The organism is Brevundimonas sp. LjRoot202, assembly GCF_964253355.1.
In the GTDB taxonomy this organism is placed as follows: Bacteria; Pseudomonadota; Alphaproteobacteria; order Caulobacterales; family Caulobacteraceae; genus Brevundimonas.
Genome location: NZ_CAXUQW020000007.1, coordinates 1 through 13,013 on the forward strand (window position 1 = coordinate 1; position 13,013 = coordinate 13,013).

Below are 13,013 nucleotides of genomic sequence, written 5' to 3' on the forward strand. Positions count from 1 at the left end.
GCGCGCCGTCGCGGGTCGGCCCCCCTCTCGCGGCGGCGGGGCGGCCGGGGCTGGTCGAGGGGGTGCGGGCGGTGATGGACCGGAGCGGCCGGATGCAGTCGCGTCGCGCCAACCTCGCCCCGTCGCCCATCGCCTGGCTGTCCGGGCGGCGAGACGCGGCGGGGCGGCCGTGGATCGAGCGGGCCGAACGCGCCGCGGCCGAGCGGCTGGCGGCCGACGCCGAAATCGCCCTGGCCGGACCCTCGCTGACCATGCGCTGGGACGCCCTGCCCCGCGCCGGCGGCGGCTCGGCGGTCCGGGCGGAACCGGGCGACCGGGCCCTGGCGGCGGCGCGGCGGGTCGAGGCGGCGCTGGCGGCCTGCGGTGGGGCCCGGCGGATGGTCGAGGCGGTCTGCATCCAGGCCAGCGCCCTGCAGGCCGCCGAGCAGGGGCTGGGTCTGCGCCGGCGGGCGGGCAAGGCGGTGCTGAAGGCGGGCCTGCGCGCGCTGGCGGCGCACTATCGCATCGGTTGAGCGACGGAGCTGGGGCCGGCGGCACGTTACAGGCTCGTAACTTTGCCGGGGCCGGCTTCGGCCCTAGGGTTTGTCTCAGGCCGCGTCTCCGCAGGGAGCGCGGCCCTGTCATGGGCAGAGCCGCGGATCGGCCGCCCCCGGGGGTCTAGTGTTGGTTGTGAAGTCTGTCGCGCTTGCGGCCCTCGCCGCTGTTTCCGCGATCTTGTCGGCGGCGACGCCGGCCGGGGCCCAGGACATCTTCCCGGGCCTGGCGATGGCGCGGGTCTGCCTGCCTTACGCCAGTCGGGCCAAGTCGTTCGAGAGCGCGATCCGCGCCGCCCGCGACATGGAGTTCCGCCGCCCGGTCGGAGACAACGCGCCGCTGGACGACTGGGCCTCGGAGGTCGAAATGGTCTCGAAGGACGGCCGCTGGCGCCTGCGGATCGAGGAGGGCACGGTCACCGAAGGTGACGCCGACGTCTATTCGGTCACCTGCGGCGTCTGGTCGAACCAGGCCAGCGCACGCCAGCTGGCGCAGGTCGCCGGACTGATCGTACGCGGCAACCCCCTGTGGTCCCAGCCGCCCGGCGATCCCTGGCGCTGGGATCGCCACACGGTCCATCCGGACGAGGTCGCCCTCCGGATCGACGTGAGCGAACGGTCGGGCCACCCGCCGGTGCTCGCGGCGCGCGGCTCCTACTACTGACGGTCAGGCGGCCAGGGCGGCCTCGCGGATGCGGCCGACCATGGCGTTGAGCCCGTTGGCCCGCTGACGCGTAAGCGCCGAGGGCAGGCCCAGGCGGTCGAGGGCGGCGCGGGCGTCGAAAGCGAGGATCTCGGCCGGCGTCCGGTCCGAGTAGAGCCGGAGCAGCAGGGCGATATTGCCCTTGGACAGGGCGCTGTCGCTGTCGGCGAGGAACTGCAGCCGTCCATCCTCGCGCCGCACCGCCAGCCAGACCTGGGCGGCGCAGCCCGGCACCTTGTTGGCCTCGATGCGATCCGCGTCCGGCAGGGGCGCCAGATCCTTGCCCAGTTCGATGACGTATTCGATCCGCCCCTCCCAGTCGCCGAGGAGGTCAAACTCCTCGACCAATTCGGCGAGGGTGGCCTCAATCGAGGCGGCGGTGGGAAGGTCATGAGGCATCGAGGGGCAGATAAGCCGCCGGGGGGCTGACCACAACACCGCCCCGGCGTCCCGGAAACCGCGGTTTCGGCCGTGGGATGCTCCCCTCTGGCGGGTGCGCGCTTTGGACGACTCGCCCGAGGGGCTAGACTTTCCGGCCACTCGCCCGTCCTCAACCCGGTCCGATTCCCCGTCTTGACCCCGTCCGCCGACATCGCCGCCCCGGAGACGCCGACCGGCCGCGCGCCCCAGGGTGATCGTCCGGCGCTGGCCGCCTGGCACGCCGGCTGGGCCGTGGCCGCGGCGCTGCTGGCCCTCGGCGGTCGCTGGCTGGGCGGAATCGAGGGGCCGGTCTTCTACGGCGTGCTGGCCATGATCGTGCCGGGCGTGACCGGCCTGAGCCTGCTGCAGCGCGACGGCCCGCGCGAACGGATGACGCTGGTCGGGCTGTGGGGGCTGGCCACCATGGTGGCGGCGGGCCTGACCGGGGGGCTGACCGGCCCGTTGGCCGGCTTCGTCTTCCTGCCGCTGACGGCGGGCCTGGCGATGGGCGGCGTGCGTCCGGTGCAGGCGGGCGCGCTCGGAGTCGGCGCGGCGGCGCTGACCGGCCTGTTCTCGGCCTGGCTCGCGGGCCCGCCGCCGAGCGTGCTCGCCCTGGCCGAGATCTCGGCGGTGCTGACGGCGGGGGCGGCGGCGCTGGCCGTCCGCCTGTCGTGGCGCGACCGCGAGAGACGACTGGTCACGGCCGAAAGCGAGGCCGCCAAGGTCGGATGGCTGCTGGCGGCGCAGCCGGGACTCACGCTGGTGCTGGAACGGTCGGGCCGGGTGGTGGCCGCCTACGGCGCGCCGCCGCCCGCCCTGCCCGTCGATCCGCTGTTCGAGCACGGCCTGGTCGCGGCGGTGCATGCGCCGGACCGGCCCCGCCTGTTGGCCGCCATCGAGCGGGCCCTGCAGGGACTCGACGCATCCGCCACCTTCGCGCCGAGAGTGGCGCTGGACCGGCGGGTGCAGCTGGTCCTGCGGCGGCTGGACGGCCCGGACCGGCTCTCGCCGCGCCTGATCGCCCAGGCGTTCGACGGCACCAGCCAGTACGCCCACGAGCTGGGGCTGGAGACGGCGCGGGTGGAGGCCGAGGCGCGCGAGGCCGGCAAGAGCCGCTTCCTGGCCAATATGAGCCATGAGCTGAGGACGCCGCTGAACGCCGTGCTCGGCTTCTCGGACATCATGCGCCAGCGGCTGTTCGGGCCGATGCCGGACCGCTACGCCGCCTATGTCGACAACATCCACGAGGCGGGCGGCCACCTTCTCGAGCTGATCAACGACGTGCTCGACGTGTCGAAGATCGAGGCGGAGCGCTATGTCCTGACCGTGGAGCGGTTCGACGCCCGCGAACTGGTTTCGGCCGCCATCGCCCTGGTGCGGGTCACCGCCGAGGAGAAGGGCGTGTTCCTGACCGGCGTGCTGCCCGACGAGCCCGTCGAGGTCTCGGCGGACAAGCGGGCGGTCAAGCAGATCGCCCTGAACCTGCTGTCCAACGGCGTGAAATTCACCCCGGCCGGCGGAACGGTCACCGTCACCGTGGAGGCCATCGGCCCCTATCTGGAGATCGTGGTGGCCGACACCGGGGTCGGTATCGCGCCCGAGGACGCCCAGCGGCTGGGCCGCCCGTTCGAACAGGCGGGTGCGATCGAGCAGCGGCAGCAAGGCACGGGCCTCGGGCTGTCGCTGGTGCGCGCCTTCGCCGAACTGCACGGCGGCCGGATGAGCATCGAAAGCACCTTGGGCGAGGGCACGGCGGTGACCGTGCGCCTGCCGGTGGCGCAGGCGGCGCGAACGGCGCCGGAGGGCGGAGCCGAGATCATTCCCATGCCCGTGGCGGGCGGGGCGTAGCCCTAGCCGTCGATGTCCAGACCCAGCGCAAGCCGGCCGGTGTAGCGGAGCTGGGGCTTCTGCTGCAGCGGATGGAAGCGGGTGCCCTGCACGTCGCGGAAGGCGCGTTCGAGGCCGAGGTCGCGGTGGAAGGCGGCGCCGCCGGCGACCTCGAGGGCCAGTTCGACCGTGCGGATGGCCGCCTCGGCCACGAGGGTTCGGCCGATCATGGCCTGGCTGGTGGTCTCGGGTCCGGGCGCGGCGGTTTCGGCCAGGCGGACCATCCGCTCGTGCGCGCCCTCGGCGGCGGCGAAGGCGTTCTGCATCTCGCCGGCCAGCTGGACCAGGCATTCGTCGGCGGGGCGGCGGCGGGCGACCTCGAGCGCCCTGGTCCGCGCGCCTTCGGCCACCCCGACATAGGCCGAATAGATCAGCGGGAAGGCCAACAGGCTGATGGCGTGGAACAGCGGGTGCCACTTGCCCTTCGGCCGGCGTCCGGAAATGGCGGCGTCCGGCACGAAGACCTCGTTGAGCTCGACATCGTGCGAGCCGGTGCCGCGCATGCCCATGACCCGCCAGGTCTCGCGGATCGCCACGCCCTCGGCCGCGAAGGGGACCGCGAAGTGGAGCACGGTCGGGCCGGCCTCGGGATCGTCGTACACCGCACTGGTCATGAGCAGGTCGCCGGCGAGGCAGCCGCTGGAGAATATCTTGCGGGCCGTGATGCGGAAGCCGCCCTCGACCTTGACCGCGGTGCCGGCGCTGTTGAGCCAGTCTGTGCCGCCGCTGGAGACGAGCACCAGCTCCTCGGCCGCGACCCGCTTCAGCAGGCCATCGGTGGGGGCGTTCTGGTGTTTCCAGCGCCACGCCGCGACGGCGACCAGGTGGGAGTGCATCGAGTATGTCAGGGCCGTCGAGCCGCAGGCGGAGCCGAGGCGTCGAATGACCGCAGCCAGTTCGGCGTAGTCCGCGCCGCCGCCGCCAAGTTCGGCGGGCACGTGGGCGGAGAAGAAGCCCTCGGCCTTCAGCCGCGTGTAGTTTTCAGCGACGAAGCTGTCGTCGGCGTCATGACGCGCCGCATTGTCAGCCAGCAGTCCGGCGATGGCGTCGGCGCGGGCCAGCCAGTCGATCGGGGCCGGCTCCAGGGCGGTTACAGGGGAAATGGACATCGGAAAACACCCTCGTCTGGTCCGTGTGAGGACAATGGTGTGACGGTGTCGGCCCGTCGCTTCCAGTTCAGGAACTGAATCCGCGCGCTACATAAACTGAACTGTCCGGGTCTCCTGAACAGGCGTATTCTGCGCCTCTTCCAGGGAGGAAGCGATGGCGCAGGGAAGTTATCGGCAGTTCTGTCCGGCCGCCATGGCGGCCGAAGTGTTGTGCACGCGGTGGACCATCGTGCTGTTGCGCGAACTGGTCGCCGGCTCGACGCGGTTCAACGACCTGAGGCGCGGCGTGCCGAGAATGTCGCCGGCCCTGCTGTCGCAACGACTCCGGGACTTGCAGGCGGCGGGGGTGGTGGCGCGGGTGACCACAGCCTCGGGGCCGCCCGAATACCGGCTGACCGAGGCGGGCCGCGAACTGGCCCCGATCGTCGAGGCGTTCGGAATCTGGGGACAGCGTTGCGTCCAGCCGGAGCTGTCGCTGGGGCACCTCGATGCGCCGCTGCTGATGTGGGACATGCACCGCAGCCTGGACACCACGCCGATGCCGCGACGGCGTAGCGTGATCCAGTTCCTCTATTCCGACCTGCCGGCCAACCAGCGGAATTTCTGGCTGATCGTCGATCCCGAAACCGGCGCGGACCTGTGTTCGACCGATCCGGGCTTTGACGTCGACCTGTATGTCAGTGTCGATCTGCGAACCATGACGGCGATCTGGATGGGCCATGACACCGTGCGACGCGCGCTGGACGACGAGCGGATGATCCTGACCGGGGACGAGTTGCTGGCGGCGAACATGCAGGCGTGGCTGGGCCTGAGCCCGTTCGCGCCGTACGCGGCCAACGCCGTCAGCGGCGTCGGCGTCGCTGCATGACAAAGCCGATGACCTTGGCGGCGGCCTCGAAATGCTCGCGCGGGATGGTCTCGTCGACGTCGACGGCGGCGTAGAGGGCGCGGGCCAGGGGCACGTTCTCGACGATCGGCACCGAGTGCTCGCGGGCCACCTCGCGGATGCGCAGGGCCAGGGCGTCGACGCCCTTGGCGACGCAGACCGGGGCGGCGTCGCCCGTGTCGTAGCGCAGGGCCACCGAATAGTGGGTGGGGTTGGTGACGATGACCGTGGCCTTGGGCACGTTCTGCATCATCCGCTGGCGGCTGCGCTGGGCCCGGATCTGCTTCAGCTTCGCCTTCACATGCGGGTCGCCTTCGGACTGTTTGTAGTCCTCCTTCAGCTCCTCCTTGGACATCTTCATCCGCTCGGCGAAGCGGAAGTGTTGCCACAGGTAGTCGGCGCCGGCGGTGAAGCCGAGGAAGACCAGGGCCGAGACCATCAGGGCGATGGCGAGGTCCCGGGCGAAGGGCAGGATCATGGCCGGCGGCATGGCGGCGAGCATTTCGAGCTCGCGGACATGAGGCCTGAGCACCAGCCAGCAGATCACGCCGACCGCGATCAGCTTGAGCAGGGTCTTGATGAACTGGACCAGGCCGTCGGGGCCGAAGATGCGCTTGAAGCCCTTCAGCGGGCTGACCTTGGACCAGTCGGGCTTGATCTTCTCGCCGGTGAAGATCAGCCCGGACTGGGCCAGGTTGCCGCCCGCGCCGCCGAGGATGGTGGCCAGCATGACGGCGCCGAGGAAGGGGGCGATGGCCCACAGGGCGTGGGCGCCGATCTCCACCCCGGCGCCGGCGTCGAGGCCGCCCATCATGGCGTGGGGCGAGGCGATGAAGGGCACCAGCTGCTCGGCGATCGAGGTGGCGAACCAGCCGCCGGACATCAGGATCACCGCGGCGGCCCCCATCAGCGACAGGGCCGCAGCGACGTCGGGCGATTTGGCGACGTCGCCCTTCTTGCGGGCGTCCGCGAGTTTTCGCGGGGTGGCCTCTTCTGTCTTCGACTCGGGATCGGGCGCGTCAGCCACCGGCGCTCCCCGCGAAGATCCGCGCCACGTCGCGGTAGCGGTCGATGAAGACCGTTCCCATCACGCCGAGGCTGAGGGCGAAGACCGAGAGGCCCAGGATGATGCTGAGCGGGGCGGCGGCGAAATAGACCTGGAAGGCGGGCATGACCCGGCCGACCAGGCCGGACGCCAGGTTGAAGATGATGGCGAAGACCAGCACCGGCGCCGACAACTGGATGCCCAGCATGAAGGCGTCGCCCACGGTCCGGACGGCCATGCTGGCGAAGTCGCCGGTGACCAGCGGCCGGGCCGGGGCGATCAGCTCATACGATCCGACCAGTCCGGCGATGAACAGGTGATGGGTGTTGGTGGCGAAGATCAGGGTGATGCCGAGGATCATCAGGAAGGCCGAGATGGTGCTGCCGGGCGCGGCCTGGGTCGGGTTGGCTGTCTGGGCGAAGGCCAGGGTGGTCTGCAGCGCCACCACCTCGCCGGCGGTGGCCAGGGCGGTCAGGAACATCCGCAGCAGGGCCCCGATGGCGATGCCGACAAGGACCTCGCGGATGATCCAACCGGCCATGCCGCCCAGCGTCGCCGGCAGCCCCGGCAGGCTGCCCGACACCACCGGCCAGAGGGCCAGCGACATGACGAGGGCCAGCGACAGGCGAATGCGCGGCGGCACATAGCTCTCGCCCACGCCGGGCAGCATCAGCAGGACCGCGCCGAGGCGCGCGAAGATCATGGCCCCCTGCCAGACCTGGTCGGCTGTGGCGTAGGGTTCCAACCGTCAGGTCACATGCCGGCGATGCGCACGGCGATGGTCCGCATGAAGCCGCCCAGCAGGGTGCCCATCAGCGGCAGGAACAGCAGCAGGGAGATGAAGATGGCGATGATCTTGGGCGCGTAGATCAGGGTCTGTTCCTGGATCTGGGTCAGGGCCTGGAACAGGCCGATGACCACGCCGACCACCAGGCCGACGATCAGGACGGGCGCGCACAGCTGGATGGTCAGCCACAGGGCGTCGCGGCCCACGTCCAGAACTTCCGCACCGTTCATTCCACGCCCCGGGTTACGCCTTCGCCCCGAGGGGCCGTACTGGGCAGAAAATGCCGGGACTGTGGTTAACGCGGCGTTAGCGGAACGGCGCTGGATCAAATCCCCCCACCCGGCGTAAAGCGGGGGCATGACCGATGAAACCGTCACCCAGTCCGAAGCCGAAGCCGCCGTGCGCACCCTGATCCGCTGGGCCGGGGACGACCCCGATCGCGAGGGCGTGCTGGATACGCCGGCCCGGGTGGCGCGCAGCTATCGCGAGCTGTTCGCGGGCTATGACACCGACCCGCGCGAATACCTGGAGCGGACCTTCGAGGAAGTCGGCGGATACGACGAACTGGTGGTGCTGAAGGATATCCGCTTCGTCAGCTTCTGCGAGCATCACATGCTGCCGGTGGTGGGCCGGGCGCACGTCGGCTACCTGCCGACGGACCGGGTGGTCGGCATCTCCAAGCTGGCGCGGGTGGTGCACGGCTTCGCCCGGCGCCTGCAGATCCAGGAAAAGATGACCTCCGAGATCGCCACCGCCATCCAGGAGGTGCTGCGTCCGCAAGGCGTGGGCGTGGTGGTCGAGGCCGAGCACAGCTGCATGACGCTGCGCGGCGTCAATACCGCCGGGTCAAGCCTGACCACCAGCCATCTGAGCGGCGTGATCCGCGACGACGCGCGGACGCGTGAGGAATTCCTGCGGCTGGTCAGGGGCTAGGTCCGGACCGGATCGCCGCGGCCCGGTCCTTGCGGAATTCGCCTCGAAGGAGGCCATTCCGATGGCGTGGACGGCGATTTCGACCCGGAATGAGACACTTCCCATCGTTCGGGGAGGCTGGCTCGACGCGCTGCGTTTCATCGTGGCCGGGCTGATCATCCTGCATCACTTCCAAGGCGCGGGGCCGATCGCCCTCGCCGAGGGCCTGCATCCGGTGTTCGAGCGGGGCGGCTTCCTGCTGACCAACTTCTTCCTGATCGACAGCGGCTATGTGCTGATGCGGGTCTACGGCGCCTCGGTGGCGGCGGGCCGGATGTCGGCGACGGACTTCTTCCTCAAGCGATACCTGCGCGTGCTGCCGGCGCACCTGATGATGGGAGTCGGGCTGGTGGCGCTGATCGTCGTCGGCGGGGCCCTGGGCTTTTCACCGCGGGCCCCTGAGTGGTTCCGCTGGGACCAGCTGTGGGCGCAGCTGAGCCTGACGCAGGCGTTCGGCGTGCCCGGCGGCTACGGCTGGAACGCGCCGAGCTGGTCGATCTCGGCCCTGATCGGCTGCTATCTCGTCTTCCCGTGGCTGTTGAAGGGCGTCATGCGGCTGGGGCCGTGGAGCGTGCTGGCGCTGGGCGTCGGCGGCTACCTGGCGGCCAACCAGCTGTCCTGGAGCCTGTCCGGCTACCCGATCTACCAGATGCCGATGGGCTACGGCTTCATCCGCGCCCTGCCCCTGTTCGGCCTCGGCGTGGCGCTGGCCTGGTTCGCGCAGAAGGTCTGGATCAGTCCGAAGCTGGCCGGCTGGGCCGGAGTCAGCGCGGCGTTGGTGCTCGCCTTCGCGCAGTATTTCGACAAGCACGCCCTGGTTTCTCTGGCCTGCATCTCGGTGATCATCCTGGCGGCCGGCGCGACGCCGACGCCGCGGCCCTCGAAATGGGTCGAGAAGGCCGCGCAGGTGTCGTTCTCGATGTTCATCACCAACGAGGTGGTGCGGATCGCCTGGTTCGGGGTGGCCAATGTGGCCATCGCCCGCCTCGCCCTGCCGGTCGGGGCGCAGTGGGCGCTGTGGGTTGGCGGCGTGATCGCGGCCTTCGCTTTCGCCTGGGCCTTCCACTTCGTGATCGACAACCCGATCCAGACCCGCATCCGCAGCTGGCTGAAGGGCCGCTCGCGGCGGCCGACCGGGGTGACCCAGCCGGTGGTGTCGCTGGAGGGCTGAGGCGCCCTACATCCCCTCGATGAGGTGCAGGATGTTGCCGTCCGGGTCCTTGAACCAGGCCAGTTTCATTGATCCCGCCTCATGGATCCCGTCGCGCCATTCCATGCCCGGGAAGTCGTAGCGTTCGAAGGCTACGCCCTTCGCCCGCAGATCGTTCACCGTCTCGACCAGGTCGCCCTTCATGTCCCAGGTGACGGCGTTGGCCTTGTTGGTGCCGGCGTAGTCGGACTTATAGACCGTGAGATGGGTGTCGCCGGTGCGGAAGCCGAGCACGCCGTCCTCCTCGCCGCCCGGATCGCGGGTCAGGCCGAGGGTGTCCTCGTAGAAGGCGCGGGCGCGGTCGAGGTCGCTGACGGCGACGATGGCGGACGAGTTGCGGTCCTTGAGCATGGCGGCCCTCCGGGGCTGTGGGAGGTATAGCGTCCGCGCCGCGGAGGTGTTCCCGGTCAGCCCGCGCAGGCGGACGCCTCGCCCGCCTCGATACGCCCGCCCTTCATGACCAGTCGCGGCGCGCGCAGGGGCGACAGGCCCTGGGTCGGATCGCCTTCGACGGCGACCAGATCGGCCCAGGCGCGCGGCTTCAGGACGCCAAGGGCGTCGTCGCCGAGCAACCGGCCGGCCTCCCAGGTCGCGGACTGCAGCGCCTGCGCGGGCGTCAGGCCGGCCTCGACATAGCCGTCCATGGTGCCACGGGAGCCCGCGCCCCGGCCCGGCGCATAGGGGAAATAGAGGTCAGAGCCGAGGGCGATGCGGACGCCGAGACGGTGCGCCCGCATCAACCGGTCGCGGCCGTCCTGAAGGTGACGCTCGACCTCCTCGCGCGGCGGCTGCCGCGGCCAGCTGGAGGTGAACTCCAGCGCCATCTCCAGCGACGGATCGGTCGGCACCAGCCAGACACCCCGCTCCGCCATCAGGCGGAGGGTCGCGTCGGAGATCTGATAGGCGTGCTCGATCGAGGTGACGCCCGCCTCGACGGCCTCGCGGACGGCCTCGTCCGAGGTGGCGTGGGCGGCGACCGGGATGTGGTGACGTTTGGCCTCGGAGACGATCGCCGCCATCTCGGCCACGGACAGGCGGGTGCGCTGGGGCGTGGCCTCGGGGAATATCTTGATGACGTCGGCCCCGCGGGCGACGGCGTCGCGCACGGCGGCGCGGGCGTCGTCGGGGCTGGTGACGATGCGGTATTCGCCGTCGACGAGATGGTGCGGGTCCGTCGGCATCGGCTCCAGCTGACCGCCGGCCGGGGCGAGGCCCGGACCCGAGCCATAGATGCGCGGCCCCGGCACGAGGCCATCGTTGATGCCGCGCTCGAGCATCAGGTCGAGATGACGGCCGGAGTTGCCGAGATCACGGACCGAGGTGAAGCCGGCCTGCAGATAGTCGCGGGCGCGGCCGGCGCCGGCGAGCGCGCGGTGGACGTCGCCCTGCACCCCCTGGTCGCGGGCGGTGGTGGCGGACAGGCCCTCGCCGTACCGCTGCTCCAGCAGCAGGTGGGTATGCGCGTCGATCAGGCCGGGCAGGACCGAGCAGCGGGACAGGTCGAGCACGGTTGCGCCGTCGGGGATCGCCAGCCCCTGCCCGACCTCGGCGACGCGATCTCCCCGGATCAGAATGTCGCGCGGGCCGACCATGCGACCGGCCTCGGAGTCGAACAGGTTTCCGGCCCTGACCACGGTGACCGGCTGGGGGCCGCGCTGGGCGGCGGCGGTGGTCGGCAGGCAGGCGGCGGCGAGCAGGGCGGCGGCGGCGAGGGTCAGGCGGGACATGAGGGCTCCGGTCGGTTGTCCTCTCAGGAGGCCCGCTCCCGGCCCCACGGATGCGGCGGCGAGGATGAAATCGCCGTAACCCGCTCGGCCGTCAGATCGGCATCCGCATGATCTCCTGATAGGCGGAGATGACCTGGTCGCGGACGGCCATGACGGTTTCGAGCGAGGCCTCGGCCGAGGAGACGGCGGTGACCACGTCGATCAGGCTGCCCTGCCCCTGGACCATGGCGGTCATCTGGGTCTCGGCGGCCTTCGAGGTCTGGGTCATGTCGCCCATGACGTTGCTGAGCAGATCGGCGAAGCCGGACTGGGCCGGAGGGGCCGCGGGGGCGGTGGGCATGGCCCCGCCCTGAACCGACGCATAGGCCTTGGCCGCCATCAAGGGGTTCATCGTTCAGCCTCTATCGCTTCAGGAGGTCGAGGGTGCGGTTGTCCATGGACCGCGCCGTCTCAATGACGTTCAGGTTGGCTTCGTAGGCGCGCTGGGCCTCGCGCATGTCCATGGCCTCGACCAGGGTGTCGACGTTGGGGCGCAGGACGTAGCCCTCGGCGTTGGCGGCCGGATGGGACGGATCGTATTCGGAGCGGAAGTCGCCCATGTCCGGCCGGACCTCGGCCAGGGTGACGCCGGTGGCGCCGTCGATCTCGCGGGCCTGGAAGACCGGAATCTGGCGGCGGTAAGGCTCGCCGCCCGCCACCTGCGCCGTGGATTGGGCGTTGGCGATGTTCTCGGCGATCACCCGCATGCGCGACTGCTGGGCCTTGAGCGCACTGGCGGCGACGGCCATGGCGCTGTTTCGGGGCGGGACGGGATCGGTCATCGGCTATGGTTCCTCAGCGGCCCGGCGGCTTGGCGGCCAGACGCAGCATCTGCATGGACTTCTGGTAGAGGCCGATGGCGGCGTCGTAGGCCATGCGGCTCTCGGCCATCTTGAGCATCTGTTCCTCGACCACGACCGAATTGCCGTCGAGGGTGGTCTCGGAGTCCGGCGAGGATTTCGCCTCGAAGCGCGCCACGGGTCCGGCGGGGGCGATGTGCATCGCGCTGGTGCGGGTCATCGACAGCGGACCGCCGCGCAGGGCCGCGGCGAAGTCCGTCGGCTGGTTCAGATCGCGGCCGACGTAGCCCGGGGTGTCTGCGTTGGCGACGTTCTCGGCGATGACGCGCTGGCGCTCGTCCAACCAGGAGAGACGGCCCTTGATCTGGCTGAGCAGGGGCAGGTCGGCGATGGACACGGGCGTCTGCTCCCTTCCGCGAAGTCAGTGGGCGCGGCTCCCCCACGCTCGGATGGGCAGAAACTGCCGCCTGCATGGTTAATGGCAGGTTATCTCAACGCGTCGTTAACCATGATCGCCGAAGGCTCGGGCGCCGGACATGCTTCGCCGGCGGGGCTGTCGCATGAATTTTCTCGATCTGCTGAGGGCGCTGTTCGCCCTGGCCTTCACTCTCGGCATCATCGGCCTGGCCGCCTGGGCGGCGCGCCGCTACGCGCCGCAACTGATGGCCAAGCTGAGCGCCGAACGCGGCGAACGGCGGATGACCGTCGTCGAGACCCTGGTGCTGGACCCCGCGCGGCGGCTGGTGCTGGTCAGGATCGACGATGAGGAGCGGCTGCTGATCCTCGGCGAGGGCCGGGAGCTGATCGAGCCGCGCGGCCCGGGGGCGGGCACGGGAGCGGATACGTGACCCTCAGGGATGTCTTCGTCCTGCCCTCGCGCGCTGAACTGAAGCGG

General features: G+C 70.6%; 17 protein-coding genes. 7 read left to right on the forward strand and 10 right to left on the reverse strand.

Features of this window, described 5'->3' with window-relative positions; all coding sequences use genetic code 11:
• Together ACSQ1L_RS11980 and ACSQ1L_RS11985 are read left to right on the forward strand one after the other, a co-directional pair.
• The coding region (locus ACSQ1L_RS11980) for a DUF6456 domain-containing protein (protein WP_435994979.1) at window positions 1-512 on the forward strand (512 nt) is incomplete at its 5' end.
• Window positions 513-669: 157 nt separating this feature from the next.
• Entirely contained in the window at window positions 670-1,197 is a 528-nt protein-coding gene (locus tag ACSQ1L_RS11985) for a hypothetical protein (RefSeq protein WP_435994980.1), read from the forward strand.
• Between the two features lie 3 nt (window positions 1,198-1,200).
• Here ACSQ1L_RS11985 and ACSQ1L_RS11990 read toward each other — a convergent pair whose 3' ends face one another.
• On the reverse strand, window positions 1,201-1,635 hold the full coding sequence (locus tag ACSQ1L_RS11990; protein ID WP_435994981.1) for a SufE family protein: 435 nt from the start codon (window positions 1,633-1,635) through the stop codon (window positions 1,201-1,203).
• Window positions 1,636-1,809: 174 nt separating this feature from the next.
• Between ACSQ1L_RS11990 and ACSQ1L_RS11995 the strand changes: the two genes are divergently transcribed.
• The gene (locus tag ACSQ1L_RS11995; RefSeq protein WP_435994982.1) at window positions 1,810-3,504 is read left to right on the forward strand and encodes a sensor histidine kinase; all 1,695 of its coding nucleotides are present in this window, start codon (window positions 1,810-1,812) and stop codon (window positions 3,502-3,504) included.
• 2 nt (window positions 3,505-3,506) lie between these two features.
• Here ACSQ1L_RS11995 and ACSQ1L_RS12000 read toward each other — a convergent pair whose 3' ends face one another.
• On the reverse strand, window positions 3,507-4,652 hold the full coding sequence (locus ACSQ1L_RS12000; RefSeq protein ID WP_435994983.1) for an acyl-CoA dehydrogenase family protein: 1,146 nt from the start codon (window positions 4,650-4,652) through the stop codon (window positions 3,507-3,509).
• A gap of 154 nt (window positions 4,653-4,806) precedes the next feature.
• Between ACSQ1L_RS12000 and ACSQ1L_RS12005 the strand changes: the two genes are divergently transcribed.
• A complete protein-coding gene (locus tag ACSQ1L_RS12005) occupies window positions 4,807-5,520 on the forward strand; it encodes a winged helix-turn-helix transcriptional regulator (RefSeq protein WP_435994984.1) in 714 nt (237 codons plus the stop codon).
• On the opposite strand, the gene flhB is transcribed toward ACSQ1L_RS12005, so the two are convergent.
• From flhB to fliQ, 3 genes are read right to left on the reverse strand one after another with little or no spacing between them, the layout of a single operon-like run.
• Window positions 5,495-6,565 (reverse strand): flagellar biosynthesis protein FlhB, encoded by a 1,071-nt coding sequence (gene flhB, locus ACSQ1L_RS12010; RefSeq protein WP_435994985.1) that lies wholly within the window; start codon window positions 6,563-6,565, stop codon window positions 5,495-5,497. The genes ACSQ1L_RS12005 and flhB overlap by 26 nt on opposite strands.
• A complete protein-coding gene (fliR, locus tag ACSQ1L_RS12015; protein WP_435994986.1) occupies window positions 6,558-7,328 on the reverse strand; it encodes a flagellar biosynthetic protein FliR in 771 nt (256 codons plus the stop codon). Before fliR ends, flhB begins: the two co-directional genes overlap by 8 nt.
• An 8-nt stretch (window positions 7,329-7,336) precedes the next feature.
• Complete coding sequence (gene fliQ, locus ACSQ1L_RS12020) at window positions 7,337-7,600, reverse strand: flagellar biosynthesis protein FliQ (protein WP_435994987.1); 264 nt, start codon at window positions 7,598-7,600, stop codon at window positions 7,337-7,339.
• Window positions 7,601-7,727: 127 nt separating this feature from the next.
• Between fliQ and folE the strand changes: the two genes are divergently transcribed.
• Window positions 7,728-8,303: a GTP cyclohydrolase I FolE gene (gene folE, locus ACSQ1L_RS12025; RefSeq protein WP_435994988.1), complete on the forward strand. Its 576-nt coding sequence runs from the start codon at window positions 7,728-7,730 to the stop codon at window positions 8,301-8,303.
• A gap of 61 nt (window positions 8,304-8,364) precedes the next feature.
• Window positions 8,365-9,513, forward strand: a complete 1,149-nt coding sequence (locus tag ACSQ1L_RS12030) for an acyltransferase family protein (protein ID WP_435994989.1) — start codon at window positions 8,365-8,367, stop codon at window positions 9,511-9,513.
• A 6-nt stretch (window positions 9,514-9,519) separates the two neighbouring features.
• On the opposite strand, the gene ACSQ1L_RS12035 is transcribed toward ACSQ1L_RS12030, so the two are convergent.
• The 5 genes from ACSQ1L_RS12035 to flgB all read right to left on the reverse strand — a co-directional run bounded on the left by ACSQ1L_RS12035 (window position 9,520) and on the right by flgB (window position 12,515).
• The gene (locus tag ACSQ1L_RS12035) at window positions 9,520-9,903 is read right to left on the reverse strand and encodes a VOC family protein (RefSeq protein WP_435994990.1); all 384 of its coding nucleotides are present in this window, start codon (window positions 9,901-9,903) and stop codon (window positions 9,520-9,522) included.
• Between the two features lie 56 nt (window positions 9,904-9,959).
• Window positions 9,960-11,279, reverse strand: coding sequence for an amidohydrolase family protein (locus ACSQ1L_RS12040; protein WP_435994991.1), 1,320 nt, complete (start codon window positions 11,277-11,279; stop codon window positions 9,960-9,962).
• Between the two features lie 91 nt (window positions 11,280-11,370).
• The gene (fliE, locus tag ACSQ1L_RS12045; protein WP_435994992.1) at window positions 11,371-11,670 is read right to left on the reverse strand and encodes a flagellar hook-basal body complex protein FliE; all 300 of its coding nucleotides are present in this window, start codon (window positions 11,668-11,670) and stop codon (window positions 11,371-11,373) included.
• 10 nt (window positions 11,671-11,680) lie between these two features.
• Window positions 11,681-12,067 carry a flagellar basal body rod protein FlgC gene (flgC, locus tag ACSQ1L_RS12050; protein WP_435995102.1) on the reverse strand — a complete coding sequence of 129 codons (387 nt, stop codon included), beginning with the start codon at window positions 12,065-12,067 and terminating at the stop codon, window positions 11,681-11,683.
• A gap of 46 nt (window positions 12,068-12,113) precedes the next feature.
• Window positions 12,114-12,515 (reverse strand): flagellar basal body rod protein FlgB, encoded by a 402-nt coding sequence (flgB, locus tag ACSQ1L_RS12055; protein WP_435994993.1) that lies wholly within the window; start codon window positions 12,513-12,515, stop codon window positions 12,114-12,116.
• A 163-nt stretch (window positions 12,516-12,678) separates the two neighbouring features.
• Here flgB and ACSQ1L_RS12060 point away from each other — a divergent pair, with 163 nt between their 5' ends.
• Window positions 12,679-12,966 (forward strand): FliO/MopB family protein, encoded by a 288-nt coding sequence (locus ACSQ1L_RS12060; RefSeq protein ID WP_435994994.1) that lies wholly within the window; start codon window positions 12,679-12,681, stop codon window positions 12,964-12,966.
• Window positions 12,967-13,013 lie beyond the last annotated feature (47 nt).

Bases quoted from the DNA above. Each gene is read 5' to 3' on its own strand.
- ACSQ1L_RS11990 (WP_435994981.1), bottom strand. From the start codon at position 1,635: ATGCCTCATGACCTTCCCACCGCCGCCTCGATTGAGGCCACCCTCGCC.
- ACSQ1L_RS12000 (WP_435994983.1), bottom strand. From the start codon at position 4,652: ATGTCCATTTCCCCTGTAACCGCCCTGGAGCCGGCCCCGATCGACTGG.
- ACSQ1L_RS12005 (WP_435994984.1), top strand. From the start codon at position 4,807: ATGGCGCAGGGAAGTTATCGGCAGTTCTGTCCGGCCGCCATGGCGGCC.
- fliQ (WP_435994987.1), bottom strand. From the start codon at position 7,600: ATGAACGGTGCGGAAGTTCTGGACGTGGGCCGCGACGCCCTGTGGCTG.
- folE (WP_435994988.1), top strand. From the start codon at position 7,728: ATGACCGATGAAACCGTCACCCAGTCCGAAGCCGAAGCCGCCGTGCGC.
- ACSQ1L_RS12030 (WP_435994989.1), top strand. From the start codon at position 8,365: ATGGCGTGGACGGCGATTTCGACCCGGAATGAGACACTTCCCATCGTT.
- ACSQ1L_RS12035 (WP_435994990.1), bottom strand. From the start codon at position 9,903: ATGCTCAAGGACCGCAACTCGTCCGCCATCGTCGCCGTCAGCGACCTC.
- ACSQ1L_RS12040 (WP_435994991.1), bottom strand. From the start codon at position 11,279: ATGTCCCGCCTGACCCTCGCCGCCGCCGCCCTGCTCGCCGCCGCCTGC.
- fliE (WP_435994992.1), bottom strand. From the start codon at position 11,670: ATGAACCCCTTGATGGCGGCCAAGGCCTATGCGTCGGTTCAGGGCGGG.
- flgC (WP_435995102.1), bottom strand. From the start codon at position 12,067: ATGGCCGTCGCCGCCAGTGCGCTCAAGGCCCAGCAGTCGCGCATGCGG.
- ACSQ1L_RS12060 (WP_435994994.1), top strand. From the start codon at position 12,679: ATGAATTTTCTCGATCTGCTGAGGGCGCTGTTCGCCCTGGCCTTCACT.